The following is a 15,465-nucleotide window of genomic DNA, read 5'->3' on the forward strand; positions in this document are numbered from 1 at the left end:
TTGCGGCTCGCAGCTCACAACTTGAAGCTGCCCGGAGGGCCACGTATGAGCTATGTGATCGACCGACGTCTCAATGGCAAGAACAAGAGCACGGTGAACCGCCAGCGCTTCCTGCGGCGTTACCGTGATCACATCAAGAAGGCTGTCGAAGAGGCGGTCAGCCGCCGTTCCATTACCGACATGGAACACGGCGAACAGATCAGCATTCCCGGTCGCGATATCGACGAACCGGTGCTTCACCACGGTCGCGGCGGCAAGCAGACCGTGGTTCACCCCGGCAACAAGGAATTCACTGCCGGCGAACATATCGCCAGGCCTCCGGGGGGCGGCGGTGGACGCGGTCCCGGCAAGGCTGGCAATTCCGGCGAGGGCATGGACGAATTCGTCTTCCAGATCACTCAGGAAGAATTCCTTGAATTCATGTTCGAGGACCTCGAACTGCCAAACCTGGTGAAACGCAACCTCAGTGGTACCGACACGTTCAAGACCGTGCGCGCCGGGATCAGCAACGAGGGCAACCCATCGCGGATCAACATCATCCGCACCCTGCGTTCGGCCCACGCCCGGCGCATTGCGCTGTCCGGCAGCAGCCGGGCCAAACTGCGCGAAGCCAAAGAGGAACTGGCGCGATTAAAGCGCGAAGAGCCGGACAACTTCGGTGATATTCAGGAACTCGAAGCAGAAATCGAAAAACTCAGCGCGCGCATCCATCGCGTGCCGTTCCTCGATACGTTCGATCTCAAATACAACCTGCTGATCAAGCAACCCAACCCCAGCTCGAAGGCGGTGATGTTCTGCCTGATGGACGTGTCCGGCTCAATGACCCAAGCCACCAAGGACATCGCCAAACGCTTTTTCATCCTGTTGTACCTGTTCCTCAAGCGGAACTACGACAAGATCGATGTGGTGTTCATCCGCCATCACACCAGCGCCCGGGAAGTGGACGAGGAAGAGTTTTTCTATTCACGGGAAACCGGCGGCACCATCGTCTCCAGCGCCCTGAAGCTGATGCAGGAGATCATGGCCGAGCGCTACCCGAGCAACGAATGGAACATCTACGCCGCGCAGGCTTCCGACGGCGACAACTGGAACGATGACTCGCCGATCTGCCGCGACATCCTGATCAATCAGATCATGCCGTTTGTGCAGTACTACACTTATGTGGAGATCACCCCGCGCGAACACCAGGCCCTCTGGTACGAATACGAACGCATCGCCGAAGCCTTTTCCGACACGTTTGCCCAGCAGCAACTGGTCTCGGCCGGGGATATCTATCCGGTCTTCCGTGAACTCTTCCAGCGCAGGTTAGTGACATGACCGCCAAAGAGCAGAAACGCCAACCCATTTCCACCGGCTCCGAATGGACGTTCGAGCTGATCCAGGCCTACGACCGCGAGATCGCGCGGATTGCGGCCGGCTACGCCCTGGACACCTATCCCAACCAGATCGAAGTGATCACCGCCGAGCAAATGATGGATGCCTATGCCTCGGTCGGCATGCCACTGGGCTATCACCACTGGTCCTACGGCAAACACTTCCTCAGCACCGAGAAATCCTACAGCCGCGGCCAGATGGGGCTGGCCTACGAGATCGTGATCAACTCGGATCCGTGCATTGCCTATCTGATGGAGGAAAACACCATCTGCATGCAGGCGCTGGTGGTGGCACACGCGTGCTATGGCCACAACAGTTTCTTCAAGGGCAATTACCTGTTCCGCACCTGGACCGATGCGAGTTCGATCATCGACTACCTGGTGTTCGCCAAGCAGTACATCATGCAATGCGAGGAGCGTCACGGTATCGATGCGGTGGAAGACCTGCTCGACTCCTGCCATGCGCTGATGAACTACGGGGTAGACCGCTACAAGCGTCCGTATCCGATTTCCGCCGAGGAGGAGCGTCGGCGGCAGAAGGATCGCGAAGAGCACATGCAAAAGCAGATCAACGATCTGTGGCGCACCATCCCCAAAGGCGCGGACAAATACAGCGACAAGGACAACGCCCGCTTCCCCGCCGAACCGCAGGAAAACATCCTGTATTTCATCGAGAAGCACGCGCCGTTGCTGGAGCCGTGGCAACGGGAGATCGTGCGTATCGTGCGCAAGATCGCCCAGTATTTTTATCCCCAGCGTCAGACGCAGGTGATGAACGAAGGCTGGGCCACGTTCTGGCACTACACCCTGATGAACGACCTGTACGACGAGGGCCTGGTGACTGACGGGTTCATGATGGAGTTCCTCACCTCGCATACCAGCGTAGTGTTCCAGCCAGGCTTCGACAGCCCTTACTATAACGGGATCAACCCTTACGCACTGGGCTTCGCGATGTATCGCGACATCCGCCGCATGTGCGAAACCCCCACCGAGGAAGACCGGCGCTGGTTCCCGGACATCGCCGGATCCGACTGGCTGTCGAGCATCAAGTTTGCCATGAGCAGCTTCAAGGATGAGAGCTTCATCCTCCAGTACCTGTCACCCAAAGTGATCCGCGACCTGAAGCTGTTCAGCATCCTCGATGACGATCAGAAGGACGATTTGCTGGTCCCGGCGATCCACGACGAAAGCGGTTACCGGATCATCCGCGAAACCCTGGCCGCGCAGTACAACCTCGGCAACCGCGAGCCAAACGTGCAGATCTACAGCATTGACCGGCGCGGCGACCGCTCGCTGACCCTGCGTCATCAACAACACGACCGCAAACCCTTGGGCGATTCCACCGACGAGGTACTGAAACATCTGCACCGCCTGTGGGGCTTCGACATTCACCTGGAAACCCTGCAGGGCGACCAGATCATGAAAACCCACCACGTACCGCCGCGAAGTGAACACAGCGAAGGCGATTACGGGCGGCTCGATCTGGCCGTGATTCATCTTTAGAAGCGGCTCTGACCTCCGAAAGTCCGACGCAAGGGTTATCCTGTCGGGCTAACGGAGGTTTTTTATGCAGATTTTCAAGGTTGGCGGTTCGGTACGCGATCGCTTGCTCGGCTTACCGGTGACCGATATTGATTGGGTAGTGGTCGGCGCTACGGCGGACGAAATGCTCGCCAAGGGTTATCGCCCGGTTGGCGCGGATTTTCCGGTATTCCTTCACCCCAAGACCGGCGAGGAATATGCCCTCGCCCGCACCGAACGCAAAAGCGGTCGTGGTTATGGCGGGTTCACTTTTCACGCCAGCCCTGACGTCACTCTTGAAGAAGACCTGATTCGCCGTGACCTGACCATCAATGCTATGGCCGAGGACGACCAGCAGAACCTCACCGATCCGTATCATGGCCAGCGCGACCTCGAAGCGCGCATCCTGCGCCACGTTTCCCCTGCATTCGCTGAAGATCCGCTCAGAGTTCTACGCGTTGCGCGCTTCGCCGCCCGTTATGCCGGACTTGGCTTCACTGTCGCAACGGAGACTCTGGAACTAATGCGCCAGCTCAGCGAGTCTGGTGAACTGCAGGCGCTGACTGCCGAACGCAGCTGGAAGGAAATCTCCCGCGCACTGATGGAAGATCAGCCGCAAGTGTTCATCCAGGTGCTGCGCGACTGCGGTGCCCTGAAAGAACTGATGCCGGAAGTCGACGCGCTGTTCGGTGTACCGCAACCGGAGGCTCATCACCCGGAAATCGATACCGGGGTCCATACACTCAGCGTGCTGGAGCAATCGGCACTGCACAAACAACCGCTGACGGTGCGCTGGGCCTGCCTGCTGCATGACCTCGGTAAAGGCCTGACGCCGGAAGAAGAGTGGCCACGACATATCGCCCATGAACACACCGGGCTGAAGCTGATCAAAGCGGTCAACGAGCGCTTCAAGGCGCCAAAGGACTGTCAGGAACTGGCGTTGCTGGTGGGTCAGTACCACACCCATGGCCACCGCGCCCTGGAGCTGAAGGCGTCAACTTTGCTGGAGCTATTGCAGAGCTTTGACGTATATCGCCGACCGCAGCGTTTTGAGGAATTCATTGTCGCCTGCGAGATGGATGCCCGTGGGCGCAAGGGCCTCGAGCAGCGCAGTTATCCACAGGCGGATTATCTGCGTGGTGCGGCCAGCGTGGCGCGTGGCGTGGCAGTGCAGCCTTTACTGGAAAAGGGATTCAAAGGCCCGGAGCTGGGCGAGGCGCTCAAGCGTGAGCGGCTCAAGGCGTTGAAGGCGTACAAGGAAAACCGCTAAAGCAAGATCAAAAGATCGCAGCCTTCGGCAGCTCCTACAGAGGGATTTGGATTTCCATGTAGGAGCTGCCGCAGGCTGCGATCTTTTGCTTTTAAAGACTCGGCGGGGTCAGTTGCTCGCCGCGCCATTCAAAGGCCACCGGTGCCAACACCTGATCAATCTGCGCCTCGGCCCACAATGTCGCGAAGCTTTTTCCCACACCCGGATGCACCCGATCCGGCGCAATCAGCGACAGCGGCCACAGCACAAAAGCGTTTTTCAGAATCTCGGCACGCGGCAGAATCAAGCCGTCGAAGTTACCGGTCAGATCGCCGTACAACAGCACGTCGATATCCAGCGGCAAACCCTTGCGATCCGGTGCATAGCGACCGTTATCGGCCTCGATGAATTTCAGGCGCCTATCCAGCTCCATCAATGGCAGATCAGTAAGCGCCGAGACCACGAAATTGAAGAAAGGCCCGCTCTTGATCCCCACCGGCTGACTCTCGAACACCGCCGAACAGCGGATATCCACCAGAAACGTCGCCAAAGCGTCGAGTCCGGCGCGCAAATGGGTTTCGCGCTCGATATTGCTACCGAGCCCGAGGTACACCTGAGTCAGCGACATCCGCGCTCGATCTCCACACCCACGCCACCCTTGGCGGCCGGCACGGCGCCCGGCTTGGTCAGCTTCAGGCGAACCCAGGTGATCTTGAATTCGGCCATCAGCACTTCGACCAGACGCTCGGCAAAGGTCTCGACCAGTTGATATTGCGCTTGCTCGGCAAACGCCTGGATGCGCGTGGAAACACTGGCGTAATCGAGCGCCAGGGTCAGGTCGTCACCGGCCGCAGCCGGGCGATTGTCCCAGGCGAAGCTCAGATCAAGACGCAGGCACTGTCGAATGCCGCGCTCCCAGTCGTAAGCACCGATCACGGTGTCCACTTCCAGGCCCTCGATAAACACTCTGTCCAAGCACTTTTCTCCGCTGCACGACAAGGGCGCAATGCGCCGTTAGAATCAGGGCGTCCTCGCCCGGAATAGTTAGCATGTTTTGGTTACTGGCGATCCTCGCCTACCTGCTCGGCTCTCTGTCCTTCGCCATTTTGCTCAGCCGCCTGACCGGGAATCCGGACCCGCGAATGAGTGGCTCGGGTAATGCCGGTGCCACCAACATGCTGCGCCTGGTCGGTCGCAAACTGGCGATCCTGACCCTGCTGGGTGATCTGTGCAAAGGCCTGGTGCCGGTGCTGATCGCAGCGGCCGCTGGCCTTTCGCTGCAGGATCAGGCCTGGATCGGCGTGTGCGCCGTGATCGGTCACCTGTTCCCGCTGTATTTCCGTTTTCGCGGCGGCAAAGGCGTCGCCACGGCTGCCGGCATGCTGCTGGGCCTGTATCCGCCCGCTGCACTGCTGGCGGTGTGCGCCTGGCTGCTGACGTTCTACCTGACCCGTACCAGCTCGCTGGCGGCGCTGATCGCCACGCCCCTGACCCTGCCCTTGCTCGCCTGGCAGGAACCGGAAGCGCTGCTGCCGATGAGCGCATTGACATTGCTGATCGTCTGGCGCCACCGCGGCAATCTACGCGACCTGTTTGCCGGGCGCGAACGGCATTTTTAAATACCGCTCAGCCACACCGCCAATCACAGTGCCGACAACTGCTCCATCGGCCAGCGCGCCTGCACGCTGATCGCCAGACTTTCCTGCTGACCGGCCTGCAAACGCTGACAACCGGCAAACGCGATCATTGCGCCATTATCGGTGCAGAACTCGGGACGGGCGTAGAACACATCGCCCTGCATGTCGCCGAGCATCTTTTCCAGCGAAGCGCGCAAGGCCTTGTTGGCGCTGACGCCGCCAGCAATCACCAGACGCTTCATGCCCGCGTGTTTCAGGGCGCGCTTGCACTTGATGGTCAAAGTCTCCACCACGGCCTGCTGGAACGCCAGCGCGATGTCGCAACGGGCTTGCTCGCTGTCGTCCCCGGCGCTGACGCATTGCTGCCAGGTGTTGAGAGCAAAGGTCTTCAATCCGCTGAAGCTGAAATCCAGACCCGGGCGATCACACATTGGACGCGGGAAGGTGAAACGTCCTGCAACGCCCTTCTCGGCCAGCTTGGCGATTTCCGGCCCTCCCGGATAATTGAGGCCCATCATTTTTGCGGTTTTGTCGAACGCTTCGCCGGCGGCATCGTCGAGGGTCTCGCCGAGCAGGCTGTATTGCCCAATACCATCGACCTGAACCAGCTGCGTATGCCCACCGGAAACCAACAAAGCGACGAACGGGAATTCCGGCGGTTTTGGCTCCAGCATCGGCGCCAGCAAGTGGCCTTCCATGTGGTGCACACCGAGTGCCGGAATGCCCCAGGCAAACGCCAGCGCCTGAGCGCACGAGGCACCCACCAGCAGCGCGCCGACCAGGCCCGGGCCCGCGGTGTAGGCGATCGCATCGATCTCGGTCGGCACGCAGTCCGCCTCGGCCAACACCTGACGAATCAAGGGCAGCATGCGTTTGACATGGTCACGCGAGGCCAGCTCCGGTACCACGCCGCCATAGACGCGGTGCAGGTCGATCTGGCTGAACAGCGCGTCGGCCAGCAGGCCGCGTTCACTGTCGTATAATGCGACGCCGGTTTCGTCGCAGGAGGTTTCTAATCCCAGTACTAGCATGGGTTTGCGCCTTGTTTAGGCTGAATTCGAAGGCGCGCATAATAGTCGCCATGCGATGCCCCGACTAGCGGTTTTCGATCAGAGGCTTTGCATTCCGAGCGATGAGGGGTTAACATCCGCAACCCTTAAAAACCGACGTCTTCAAGTGCTCTTTTGCCGCGAGGATGTTGACCCCGGTAATGAATGAAGGTAGCTCTGGATGCCAGCCGTCAAAGTTAAAGAGAACGAACCCTTCGACGTAGCTCTGCGTCGTTTCAAGCGCTCCTGCGAAAAAGCCGGTGTACTGGCTGAAGTTCGTAGCCGCGAATTTTACGAGAAGCCAACTTCTGAGCGTAAGCGCAAAGCAGCAGCCGCTGTTAAGCGTCACGCCAAGAAAGTTCAGCGCGAACAGCGCCGCGCCGTTCGTCTGTACTAATACACAGACGATCGTAGCAAGCTTCTTGCCTAAGCCCGGCCCTCAGCCGGGCTAATGGCATTTGCGTAAAACGCTTGATGCTTCACCGTCGAAGCCGCACACGCGACCGAGACAAACCTGCTTCACGCGTCAGACCTGGCTTTTTTGCCAGCGGTGCACGTCTTTTCTGACGAGCCTTTCAAGGCTACTGACGAGCACACCTACTGATTCCTCTTACGACGATCAGCCCAAGGCACCTGCATGCGTGCCCGCTTTATTGAGCTATCCGGGGCCATTTATTGGCCGTCAGCGGATTCAGCGCAACACTTTCAAATAGTCGAAAACTGATGAGTACTAACGTCAGTGGTTTTTCGGCAGATACACTTCCCGACAGCGATCACGCAACCGAACCCGGTCGAGCCGCCCATTTTGTGCGCCTCACTCAAGACCTGCGTCCGGCCGCCCTTCGCATCGGACTCATTACAGCGCAGACGAGAACGCCATGGCCGGGCTGATTCCCCAGAGCTTTATTGACGACCTCCTGAACCGCACCGACATCGTCGATGTGGTCAGCTCGCGCGTGCAACTGAAAAAGGCCGGCAAGAACTACACCGCCTGCTGCCCGTTTCACAAAGAGAAAACCCCGTCGTTCAGCGTCAGCCCGGACAAGCAGTTCTATTACTGCTTCGGCTGCGGCGCCGGCGGCAATGCCCTCGGCTTTCTCATGGACCACGACAACCTGGATTTCCCCCAGGCCGTCGAGGACCTGGCCAAAGCCGCCGGCATGGAAATCCCCCGCGAAGAAAGCGGCCGTCCGCACAAGCCGCGGCAGCCGACAGATTCGCCGTTGTATCCGCTGCTCACCGCCGCCGCCGATTTTTACCGGCAAGCGCTCAAGAGCCATCCGGCGCGCAAGGCTGCGGTGGACTACCTCAAGGGCCGCGGCCTGACCGGCGAGATCGCCCGGGACTTCGGTCTCGGCTTCGCGCCGCCGGGCTGGGACAACCTGTTCAAGCATTTGAGCAGCGACACTTTGCAGCAGAAGGCCATGATCGACGCCGGACTGCTGATCGAGAACGCCGAAACCGGCAAACGCTATGACCGCTTCCGCGATCGCGTGATGTTCCCGATCCGCGATACCCGTGGCCGGATCATCGCTTTCGGTGGCCGGGTACTGGGTGACGACAAGCCGAAATATCTGAACTCGCCGGAAACCCCGGTATTTCATAAAGGCCAGGAACTCTACGGCCTCTATGAAGCACGCAAGAACAACCGCAACCTCGACGAAATCATTGTCGTCGAGGGTTACATGGACGTCATCGCCCTCGCCCAGCAGGGTTTGCGCAATGCCGTCGCGACCTTGGGCACAGCGACCAGCGAAGAGCACCTCAAGCGCCTGTTTCGTGTCGTGCCCAACGTCTTGTTCTGCTTCGACGGAGACCAGGCCGGCCGCAATGCGGCATGGCGCGCACTGGAAGCGACACTGCCGTGCCTGCAGGACGGTCGCCGTGCGCGCTTCCTGTTCCTGCCCGAAGGCGAAGACCCGGACACCCTGGTTCGCGCCGAAGGCACTGATGCCTTCAAGGCCCGAATCAACCAACATGCGCAGCCGCTGGCAGATTATTTCTTCCAGCAACTGACCGAGGAAGCCGATCCACGCTCGCTCGAAGGCAAGGCCCACATGGCCACCCTCGCCGCGCCGCTGATCGACAAAGTGCCCGGCGCCAACCTGCGTATTCTGATGCGCCAGCGCCTGACCGAAATCACCGGCCTGAGCAGCGAAACCGTCAGCCAGCTGGCGCAAAGCGCGCCGCAGGAAGCGCCGCCCGCCTACGATCCGGGCATCGATTACGACGCAATGCCGGACTACAGCGACTACCATCAGCCGCAGGCACAGGACATGTATGTGCCTCAACAGGAGTGGACGCCGAAGAAACCCGGCGCCGGCGGCAAGAAATGGGACAAGAAGCCCTGGGACAAGAATGGCAAGCGTGGCGGTGATCGTGATCAACAGCGCCCGCGCACACCCATTGGCGTCGAATCGCCAACTCTTACCGCACTGCGTACATTGCTGCACCACCCGCAACTGGCAGAGCGCGTCGAAGACGCCGGGCACATTGCGGACGAAAATCAGACCAACGCCCAGTTGCTTGTGGCGCTGCTCGAAGCCGTACAGAAGAATCCCAAGCTAAACTCATTTCAGTTGATCGCGCGATGGCACGGCACTGAACAGGGTCGCTTGTTGAAAGCGCTGGCGGAAAAGGAGTGGCTGATTGACGGAGAAAACCTTGAACAACAGTTTTTCGACACCATTACTAGCTTGTCAGCCCGCCAACGCGAGCGAAATCTGGAACAGTTGCTCAGGAAAGCTCGTCAGAGCGAACTGAGCGCCGAAGAGAAAAATCAACTGCGCGACCTTTTAAGTCGCAATGTTTCCGCATCAAACCCGACCTCAACTGGCGCGTGAGGTCATAGCTCAGGTATAATCCTCGGCTTGTTTTTTGCCCGCCAAGACCTTCAGTGGATAGGGTGTTATGTCCGGAAAAGCGCAACAGCAGTCTCGTATTATTGAGTTGATCAAACTGGGTCGTGAGCAGAAGTATCTGACTTACGCCGAGGTCAACGACCACCTGCCCGAGGATATTTCAGATCCGGAGCAGGTGGAAGACATCATCCGCATGATTAACGACATGGGGATCCCCGTACACGAGAGTGCTCCGGATGCGGACGCCCTTATGTTGGCCGACGCCGATACCGACGAGGCCGCTGCGGAAGAAGCAGCCGCCGCGTTGGCAGCGGTGGAGACCGATATCGGTCGCACCACTGACCCAGTGCGCATGTACATGCGTGAAATGGGGACGGTCGAGCTTCTGACTCGTGAAGGCGAAATCGAAATCGCCAAACGTATCGAAGAAGGCATCCGTGAAGTGATGAGCGCAATCGCGCACTTCCCTGGCACGGTTGACCACATTCTCTCCGAATACACTCGCGTCACCACCGAGGGTGGTCGCCTGTCCGACGTTCTGAGCGGTTACATCGACCCGGACGACGGCATTGCGCCGCCGGCCGCCGAAGTGCCACCGCCGATCGACGCGAAAGCCGCCAAGGCTGACGACGACACCGACGACGATGAAGCCGAAGCTTCGGATGACGAAGAAGAAGCCGAAAGCGGTCCGGATCCGGTCATCGCTGCCCAGCGTTTTGGCGCTGTGTCCGACCAGATGGAAATCACCCGCAAGGCCCTGAAAAAGCACGGTCGTCACAACAAGGCAGCGATTGCCGAGTTGCTGGCCCTGGCCGAGCTGTTCATGCCGATCAAACTGGTGCCGAAGCAATTCGAAGCCCTGGTCGAGCGTGTTCGCAGTGCCCTGGATCGTCTGCGTCAGCAAGAGCGCGCGATCATGCAACTGTGCGTACGTGATGCACGTATGCCACGCGCCGATTTCCTGCGTCAGTTCCCGGGCAATGAAGTCGACGAAAGCTGGTCCGAGGCCCTGGCCAAAGGCAAGAGCAAATACGCCGAAGCCATTGGTCGCGTACAGCCGGACATCATCCGTTGCCAGCAGAAACTGATCGCGCTGGAAACCGAGACCGGCCTGACCATCGCCGAAATCAAGGACATCAACCGTCGCATGTCGATCGGTGAGGCCAAGGCCCGCCGCGCGAAGAAAGAGATGGTTGAAGCCAACTTGCGTCTGGTGATTTCGATCGCCAAGAAGTACACCAACCGCGGTCTGCAATTCCTCGATCTGATCCAGGAAGGCAACATCGGTCTGATGAAAGCGGTGGACAAGTTCGAATACCGTCGTGGTTACAAGTTCTCGACTTATGCCACCTGGTGGATCCGTCAGGCGATCACTCGCTCGATCGCCGACCAGGCCCGCACCATCCGTATTCCGGTGCACATGATCGAGACGATCAACAAGCTCAACCGCATTTCCCGCCAGATGCTGCAGGAAATGGGTCGCGAACCGACCCCGGAAGAGCTGGGCGAACGCATGGAAATGCCTGAGGACAAGATCCGCAAGGTATTGAAGATCGCTAAAGAACCGATCTCCATGGAAACCCCGATCGGTGATGACGAAGACTCTCATCTGGGTGACTTCATCGAAGACTCGACCATGCAGTCGCCAATCGATGTTGCAACCGTTGAAAGCCTGAAAGAAGCGACTCGCGAAGTGCTGTCCGGCCTCACTGCCCGTGAAGCCAAGGTCCTGCGCATGCGCTTCGGTATCGACATGAACACCGACCACACACTCGAAGAAGTGGGCAAACAGTTTGACGTGACGCGTGAGCGGATCCGTCAGATCGAAGCCAAGGCGCTGCGCAAGCTGCGCCACCCGACGCGAAGCGAGCATCTGCGCTCCTTCCTCGACGAGTGACACCAGAACCCCCGGCCCAGGCCGGGGGTTTTGTTTATGCGGCAGATTAAATCCCTCGCATCGCCCCTCCCCGGCATACCCCGTCTACACTCGAAACAATGAATCCCGTGCCATAACGAGACGGTTATGCCCAGACTGGCGCCCGTGCTTTTCTTGCTGTCACTGATGATCTGGACCGCAACGGCTGACGCGCTGACTCTGACCGATGAAGAACGTAGCTGGCTGGCGGCTCACCCGGACTTGCGCCTGGGTGTCGATGCGTCGTGGCCGCCGTTCGAATTCCGCGATGAACAGAATCGCTATCAGGGCCTGGCCGCCGACTACATCGACGTGATCCGCCAGCGCCTGTCGATCAAACTCAATCCGATCGAGCCCTCGAGCTGGACCGAAGTCCTGGCGCAGGTGAAAACCGGCAAGATCGACCTGCTGCCGGGCATCATGTCCACGCCGGAGCGCCAGAACTATCTGTCGTTTACCCGTCCCTACCTCGATTTTCCGATCGTGATTCTCGCCCACATCGGCGGCGCTCAGCCGCGCAAAATCGAGGATCTGTACGGTCTGAAGATCGCCGTGGTGGAAAACTACGCCCCCCACGAACTCCTGCGCACCCACCATCCCGACCTGAATCTGGTGGCCATGCCCAATGTCAGTTCGGCCTTGCAGGCACTGGCCACCGATGAAGTAGACGCCGTGGTCGGCGATCTCGCCTCCAGCGTCTGGAGCCTGCGCCAGCTCAAGCTCGACGGTTTATACGTGAGCGGTGAAACGCCGTATCGCTATCAGTTGGCAATGGGCGTACCCCGCGAAAACAAAATGCTGGTGGGCATTCTGGACAAAGTCCTGGCGGACATGAGCCCCGAGGAAATCAGCAGCATTCAGGAACATTGGGTCGGCAATGTTCTGGACCATCGGACATTCTGGTCAGACCTGCTGATCTACGGTCTGCCGGGCCTGTTACTGCTGGTGATCATCCTGGCGGTGGTCATTCGTATCAATCGCCGTCTGAGTTCGGAAATCGCCCGCCGCGTCGACCTCGAACAGGAATTGCGCAGCAGCGAATACCACTACCGCGGACTGGTGGAGAGCCTTTCGGCCATCGCCTGGGAAGCGCGCATGAGCGACTTCACCTACAGCTATGTGTCGCCGCATGCCGAGGATCTGCTCGGTTATCCACAGGCGCACTGGCTGATTCCGGGCTTCTGGCGCAACATCATCCACCCCGCCGACCTGACTCGCGCCCAAGCCATCTGCGACGACGCAGTGCGCGAAGGACGCGATCATACCCTCGATTATCGGGTGATCACCGCAGACGGGCGCTGCCTGTGGGTACGCGATATTGTCAGCCTGATCGAGCACGGCCATGAGCCGGTGATGCGCGGATTGATGATCGACATCAGCGAAACCAAGCGCACCGAGGAAGCACTGCGCCTGTCAGAGCAAAAATTCGCCTCGGTGTTCCAGCAATGCCCGGACATCTTGGTAATCGCGCGACTGTCCGACGGCTGTCTGCTGGAAGTCAACGAAGCCTTTGAAGAACAGATTGGCCTTAAGGCGGAAGACGTGGTCGGCCAGACCGCCACTGAACTGAATATCTGGGGCATCCCCGGGGTCGGGCCCGGGCTGTTACAGCGCTTGCAGGCCGGCAGCATCCGCAACCTGGAGATGCCCTTTCGCCGCAACAATGGTCAGGTGTTCACCGGTCTGATCTCCGCCGAGCCCTTCGACCTCGACACCACTCCGGCGCTGGTGGTGGTCGTGCGCGACATCACCCAGCTCAAGGAAACCCAGCAGCAACTGCAAACCTCCGAAGAGAAGTTCGCCAAGGCCTTTCACGCCTCGCCGGACGGCTTGCTGCTGTCGCGTCAGAGCGATGGCCTGCTGTTGGAGGTCAACGAGGGTTTCAGTCGCATCACCGGATTCAACAGCGCTATGTCGGTGGATCGCTCGGCGCTGGATCTGGGGATCTGGGTCAACCTCAACGAACGCAAGCAGATGCTCGACCTGTTGCACCGCGATGGTTTCGTGCGCGATTTCACCTGCCATATCCGCCGCAGCGACGGGCAGATTCGGCTGTGCGAAGTGTCCAGCCGTCCGCTGCCGATCGGCGAAGAAGACTGCATGTTAACCATCGCCCGGGACATTACCGAGCGCCATTTGATGCAGGAAAAACTGCAGCAGGCCGCCACCGTTTTCGAAAGCACCGCCGAAGGCGTGTTGATCACCGACACCCAACAGCACATCAGCGCGGTCAACCGTGCCTTCACCGAAATCACCGGCTACAGCGAAAGCGAAGCCCTTGGCCATACCCCGCGTCTGCTCGCCTCGGGACTGCACGACAGCGCGTTTTATGCGGCGATGTGGCACCAATTGACTGCTGAGGGACACTGGCAGGGCGAAATTTCCAACCGGCGCAAGAACGGCGAGTTGTATCCGAGCTGGCTGACCATCAGCGCCGTACGTAATCGCGACAAGTTCATCACCCACTTCGTTGCGGTGTTTGCCGATATCTCCAGCCTCAAACACGCGCAGGCCAAGCTCGATTACCAAGCGCACCACGACCCGCTCACCGGCCTGCCGAATCGCACCCTGTTCGAAAGTCGCCTGCTCACCGCACTGAACAGCCAGCAGGAAAACGGTGGTCAGGGCGCGGTGCTGTTTCTCGATCTCGACCGTTTCAAACACATCAACGACAGCCTCGGCCACCCGGTCGGCGACCTGCTGCTCAAAGGCATTGCCGTGCGCTTGAAAGAACAGCTGCGCGATATCGACACCGTCGCACGACTGGGCGGTGATGAATTCATCATTCTGCTGCCGGGTCTGCAACAAGCCAGCGATGCCGACAACATCGCATTCAAACTGCTCAACTGCTTTGGCGCACCGTTTCAGGCCGGTGAGCACGAGTTTTTCATCAGCGCCAGCATCGGCACCAGCCTCTATCCACGGGACGGCTGCGATGTCGCCACCTTGGTGAAAAACGCCGACGCGGCGATGTACCGCTCCAAGGCCAAGGGCCGCAACCGCGTCGAAAGCTACACCCGCGACCTCACCGCCCAGGCCAGCGAACGTGTAGCGCTGGAGCACGAACTGCGCCGGGCCATCGAGCGCGAAGAGTTGTTCCTCTACTACCAACCGAAAATCAGCCTCGACGACCATCGCCTGGTCGGCGCCGAAGCACTGATCCGCTGGCGTCACCCGACCTTCGGCGAAGTTCCGCCGGAGCACTTTATCCCGCTTGCTGAAGAGAACGGCATGATCCTGCAGATCGGCGATTGGGTGCTGGAGACCGCCTGCCGGCAGATGTTCGAGTGGCACCAGATCTACGACAGTCTTGGCCCGCTTTCGGTCAACCTCGCCGGCGCGCAACTGCGTCAGCCGAATCTGCTCGGGCGCATCGAACAACTGCTCAGGGACAACCGCCTGCAGCCGGATTTACTGCAACTGGAAATTACCGAAAACTTCATCATGAGCCAGGCCGAAGAGGCCTTGGCGGTGTTGCACCAGCTCAAACACCTGGGTGTGCAATTGGCGATCGACGACTTCGGCACTGGTTATTCTTCGCTCAGTTACCTGAAACGCCTGCCGCTGGACATCCTCAAGATTGACCAGTCTTTTGTTCGCGGACTGCCCGATGACCCGCACGACGCGGCGATTGTCCGCGCGATCATCGCTCTGGGCCGGAGCATGCAATTCACCGTGATCGCCGAAGGCGTCGAGACCCAGGCCCAGCAACAATTCCTCGCCGCCGAAGGCTGCGAACAGATTCAGGGCTACATCGTCAGCCTGCCGCTGCCCCCGGAAGAATTCGCCGCAACGTTTCTTCGTGTAACCGTATCGGATTATTCGGATAGCACAGCCGCCAAACCGTCGCTATAATCCGC

11 protein-coding genes are annotated in these 15,465 nt (G+C 59.5%); 8 read left to right on the forward strand and 3 right to left on the reverse strand.

The window, feature by feature from the left end; all coding sequences use genetic code 11:
- Positions 1 to 45: 45 nt before the first annotated feature.
- The 3 genes from LOY52_RS24475 (at position 46) to LOY52_RS24485 (ending at position 4,164) form a co-directional block, all read left to right on the forward strand.
- The gene (locus LOY52_RS24475) at positions 46 to 1,317 is read left to right on the forward strand and encodes a YeaH/YhbH family protein (RefSeq protein WP_003228849.1); all 1,272 of its coding nucleotides are present in this window, start codon (positions 46 to 48) and stop codon (positions 1,315 to 1,317) included.
- The gene (locus tag LOY52_RS24480; protein WP_258676678.1) at positions 1,314 to 2,876 is read left to right on the forward strand and encodes a SpoVR family protein; all 1,563 of its coding nucleotides are present in this window, start codon (positions 1,314 to 1,316) and stop codon (positions 2,874 to 2,876) included. Before LOY52_RS24475 ends, LOY52_RS24480 begins: the two co-directional genes overlap by 4 nt.
- A gap of 64 nt (positions 2,877 to 2,940) precedes the next feature.
- Entirely contained in the window at positions 2,941 to 4,164 is a 1,224-nt protein-coding gene (locus LOY52_RS24485; RefSeq protein WP_258676681.1) for a multifunctional CCA addition/repair protein, read from the forward strand.
- Positions 4,165 to 4,255: 91 nt separating this feature from the next.
- Here LOY52_RS24485 and folK read toward each other — a convergent pair whose 3' ends face one another.
- Complete coding sequence (gene folK, locus LOY52_RS24490; RefSeq protein ID WP_258676683.1) at positions 4,256 to 4,771, reverse strand: 2-amino-4-hydroxy-6-hydroxymethyldihydropteridine diphosphokinase; 516 nt, start codon at positions 4,769 to 4,771, stop codon at positions 4,256 to 4,258.
- Entirely contained in the window at positions 4,762 to 5,118 is a 357-nt protein-coding gene (gene folB, locus LOY52_RS24495) for a dihydroneopterin aldolase (RefSeq protein WP_103521083.1), read from the reverse strand. Before folB ends, folK begins: the two co-directional genes overlap by 10 nt.
- A 74-nt stretch (positions 5,119 to 5,192) precedes the next feature.
- Here folB and plsY point away from each other — a divergent pair, with 74 nt between their 5' ends.
- The gene (gene plsY, locus LOY52_RS24500; RefSeq protein ID WP_258676686.1) at positions 5,193 to 5,762 is read left to right on the forward strand and encodes a glycerol-3-phosphate 1-O-acyltransferase PlsY; all 570 of its coding nucleotides are present in this window, start codon (positions 5,193 to 5,195) and stop codon (positions 5,760 to 5,762) included.
- A 23-nt stretch (positions 5,763 to 5,785) separates the two neighbouring features.
- Here the strand turns inward: plsY and tsaD are convergent, their stop codons facing one another.
- Positions 5,786 to 6,811, reverse strand: a complete 1,026-nt coding sequence (tsaD, locus tag LOY52_RS24505; protein ID WP_047596441.1) for a tRNA (adenosine(37)-N6)-threonylcarbamoyltransferase complex transferase subunit TsaD — start codon at positions 6,809 to 6,811, stop codon at positions 5,786 to 5,788.
- A gap of 199 nt (positions 6,812 to 7,010) precedes the next feature.
- On the opposite strand from tsaD, the gene rpsU reads away from it, so the two are divergent.
- From rpsU to LOY52_RS24525, 4 genes are all read left to right on the forward strand, one after another.
- The gene (gene rpsU / locus LOY52_RS24510) at positions 7,011 to 7,226 is read left to right on the forward strand and encodes a 30S ribosomal protein S21 (RefSeq protein ID WP_002551877.1); all 216 of its coding nucleotides are present in this window, start codon (positions 7,011 to 7,013) and stop codon (positions 7,224 to 7,226) included.
- Positions 7,227 to 7,707: 481 nt separating this feature from the next.
- A complete protein-coding gene (dnaG, locus tag LOY52_RS24515) occupies positions 7,708 to 9,672 on the forward strand; it encodes a DNA primase (protein ID WP_007966496.1) in 1,965 nt (654 codons plus the stop codon).
- Positions 9,673 to 9,739: 67 nt separating this feature from the next.
- The gene (gene rpoD, locus LOY52_RS24520) at positions 9,740 to 11,587 is read left to right on the forward strand and encodes an RNA polymerase sigma factor RpoD (protein ID WP_258676707.1); all 1,848 of its coding nucleotides are present in this window, start codon (positions 9,740 to 9,742) and stop codon (positions 11,585 to 11,587) included.
- 126 nt (positions 11,588 to 11,713) lie between these two features.
- Complete coding sequence (locus LOY52_RS24525) at positions 11,714 to 15,460, forward strand: bifunctional diguanylate cyclase/phosphodiesterase (protein ID WP_258676709.1); 3,747 nt, start codon at positions 11,714 to 11,716, stop codon at positions 15,458 to 15,460.
- Positions 15,461 to 15,465: the final 5 nt, after the last annotated feature.

This window comes from Pseudomonas sp. B21-051 (genome assembly GCF_024748795.1).
GTDB classification, from domain to species: domain Bacteria; phylum Pseudomonadota; class Gammaproteobacteria; order Pseudomonadales; family Pseudomonadaceae; genus Aquipseudomonas; species Aquipseudomonas putida_A.

Excerpts from the sequence above, each read along its gene's own strand:
- LOY52_RS24475 (WP_003228849.1), top strand. The coding sequence starts at position 46 with ATGAGCTATGTGATCGACCGACGTCTCAATGGCAAGAACAAGAGCACG.
- LOY52_RS24480 (WP_258676678.1), top strand. The coding sequence starts at position 1,314 with ATGACCGCCAAAGAGCAGAAACGCCAACCCATTTCCACCGGCTCCGAA.
- LOY52_RS24485 (WP_258676681.1), top strand. The coding sequence starts at position 2,941 with ATGCAGATTTTCAAGGTTGGCGGTTCGGTACGCGATCGCTTGCTCGGC.
- folK (WP_258676683.1), bottom strand. The coding sequence starts at position 4,771 with ATGTCGCTGACTCAGGTGTACCTCGGGCTCGGTAGCAATATCGAGCGC.
- plsY (WP_258676686.1), top strand. The coding sequence starts at position 5,193 with ATGTTTTGGTTACTGGCGATCCTCGCCTACCTGCTCGGCTCTCTGTCC.
- tsaD (WP_047596441.1), bottom strand. The coding sequence starts at position 6,811 with ATGCTAGTACTGGGATTAGAAACCTCCTGCGACGAAACCGGCGTCGCA.
- rpsU (WP_002551877.1), top strand. The coding sequence starts at position 7,011 with ATGCCAGCCGTCAAAGTTAAAGAGAACGAACCCTTCGACGTAGCTCTG.
- dnaG (WP_007966496.1), top strand. The coding sequence starts at position 7,708 with ATGGCCGGGCTGATTCCCCAGAGCTTTATTGACGACCTCCTGAACCGC.
- rpoD (WP_258676707.1), top strand. The coding sequence starts at position 9,740 with ATGTCCGGAAAAGCGCAACAGCAGTCTCGTATTATTGAGTTGATCAAA.
- LOY52_RS24525 (WP_258676709.1), top strand. The coding sequence starts at position 11,714 with ATGCCCAGACTGGCGCCCGTGCTTTTCTTGCTGTCACTGATGATCTGG.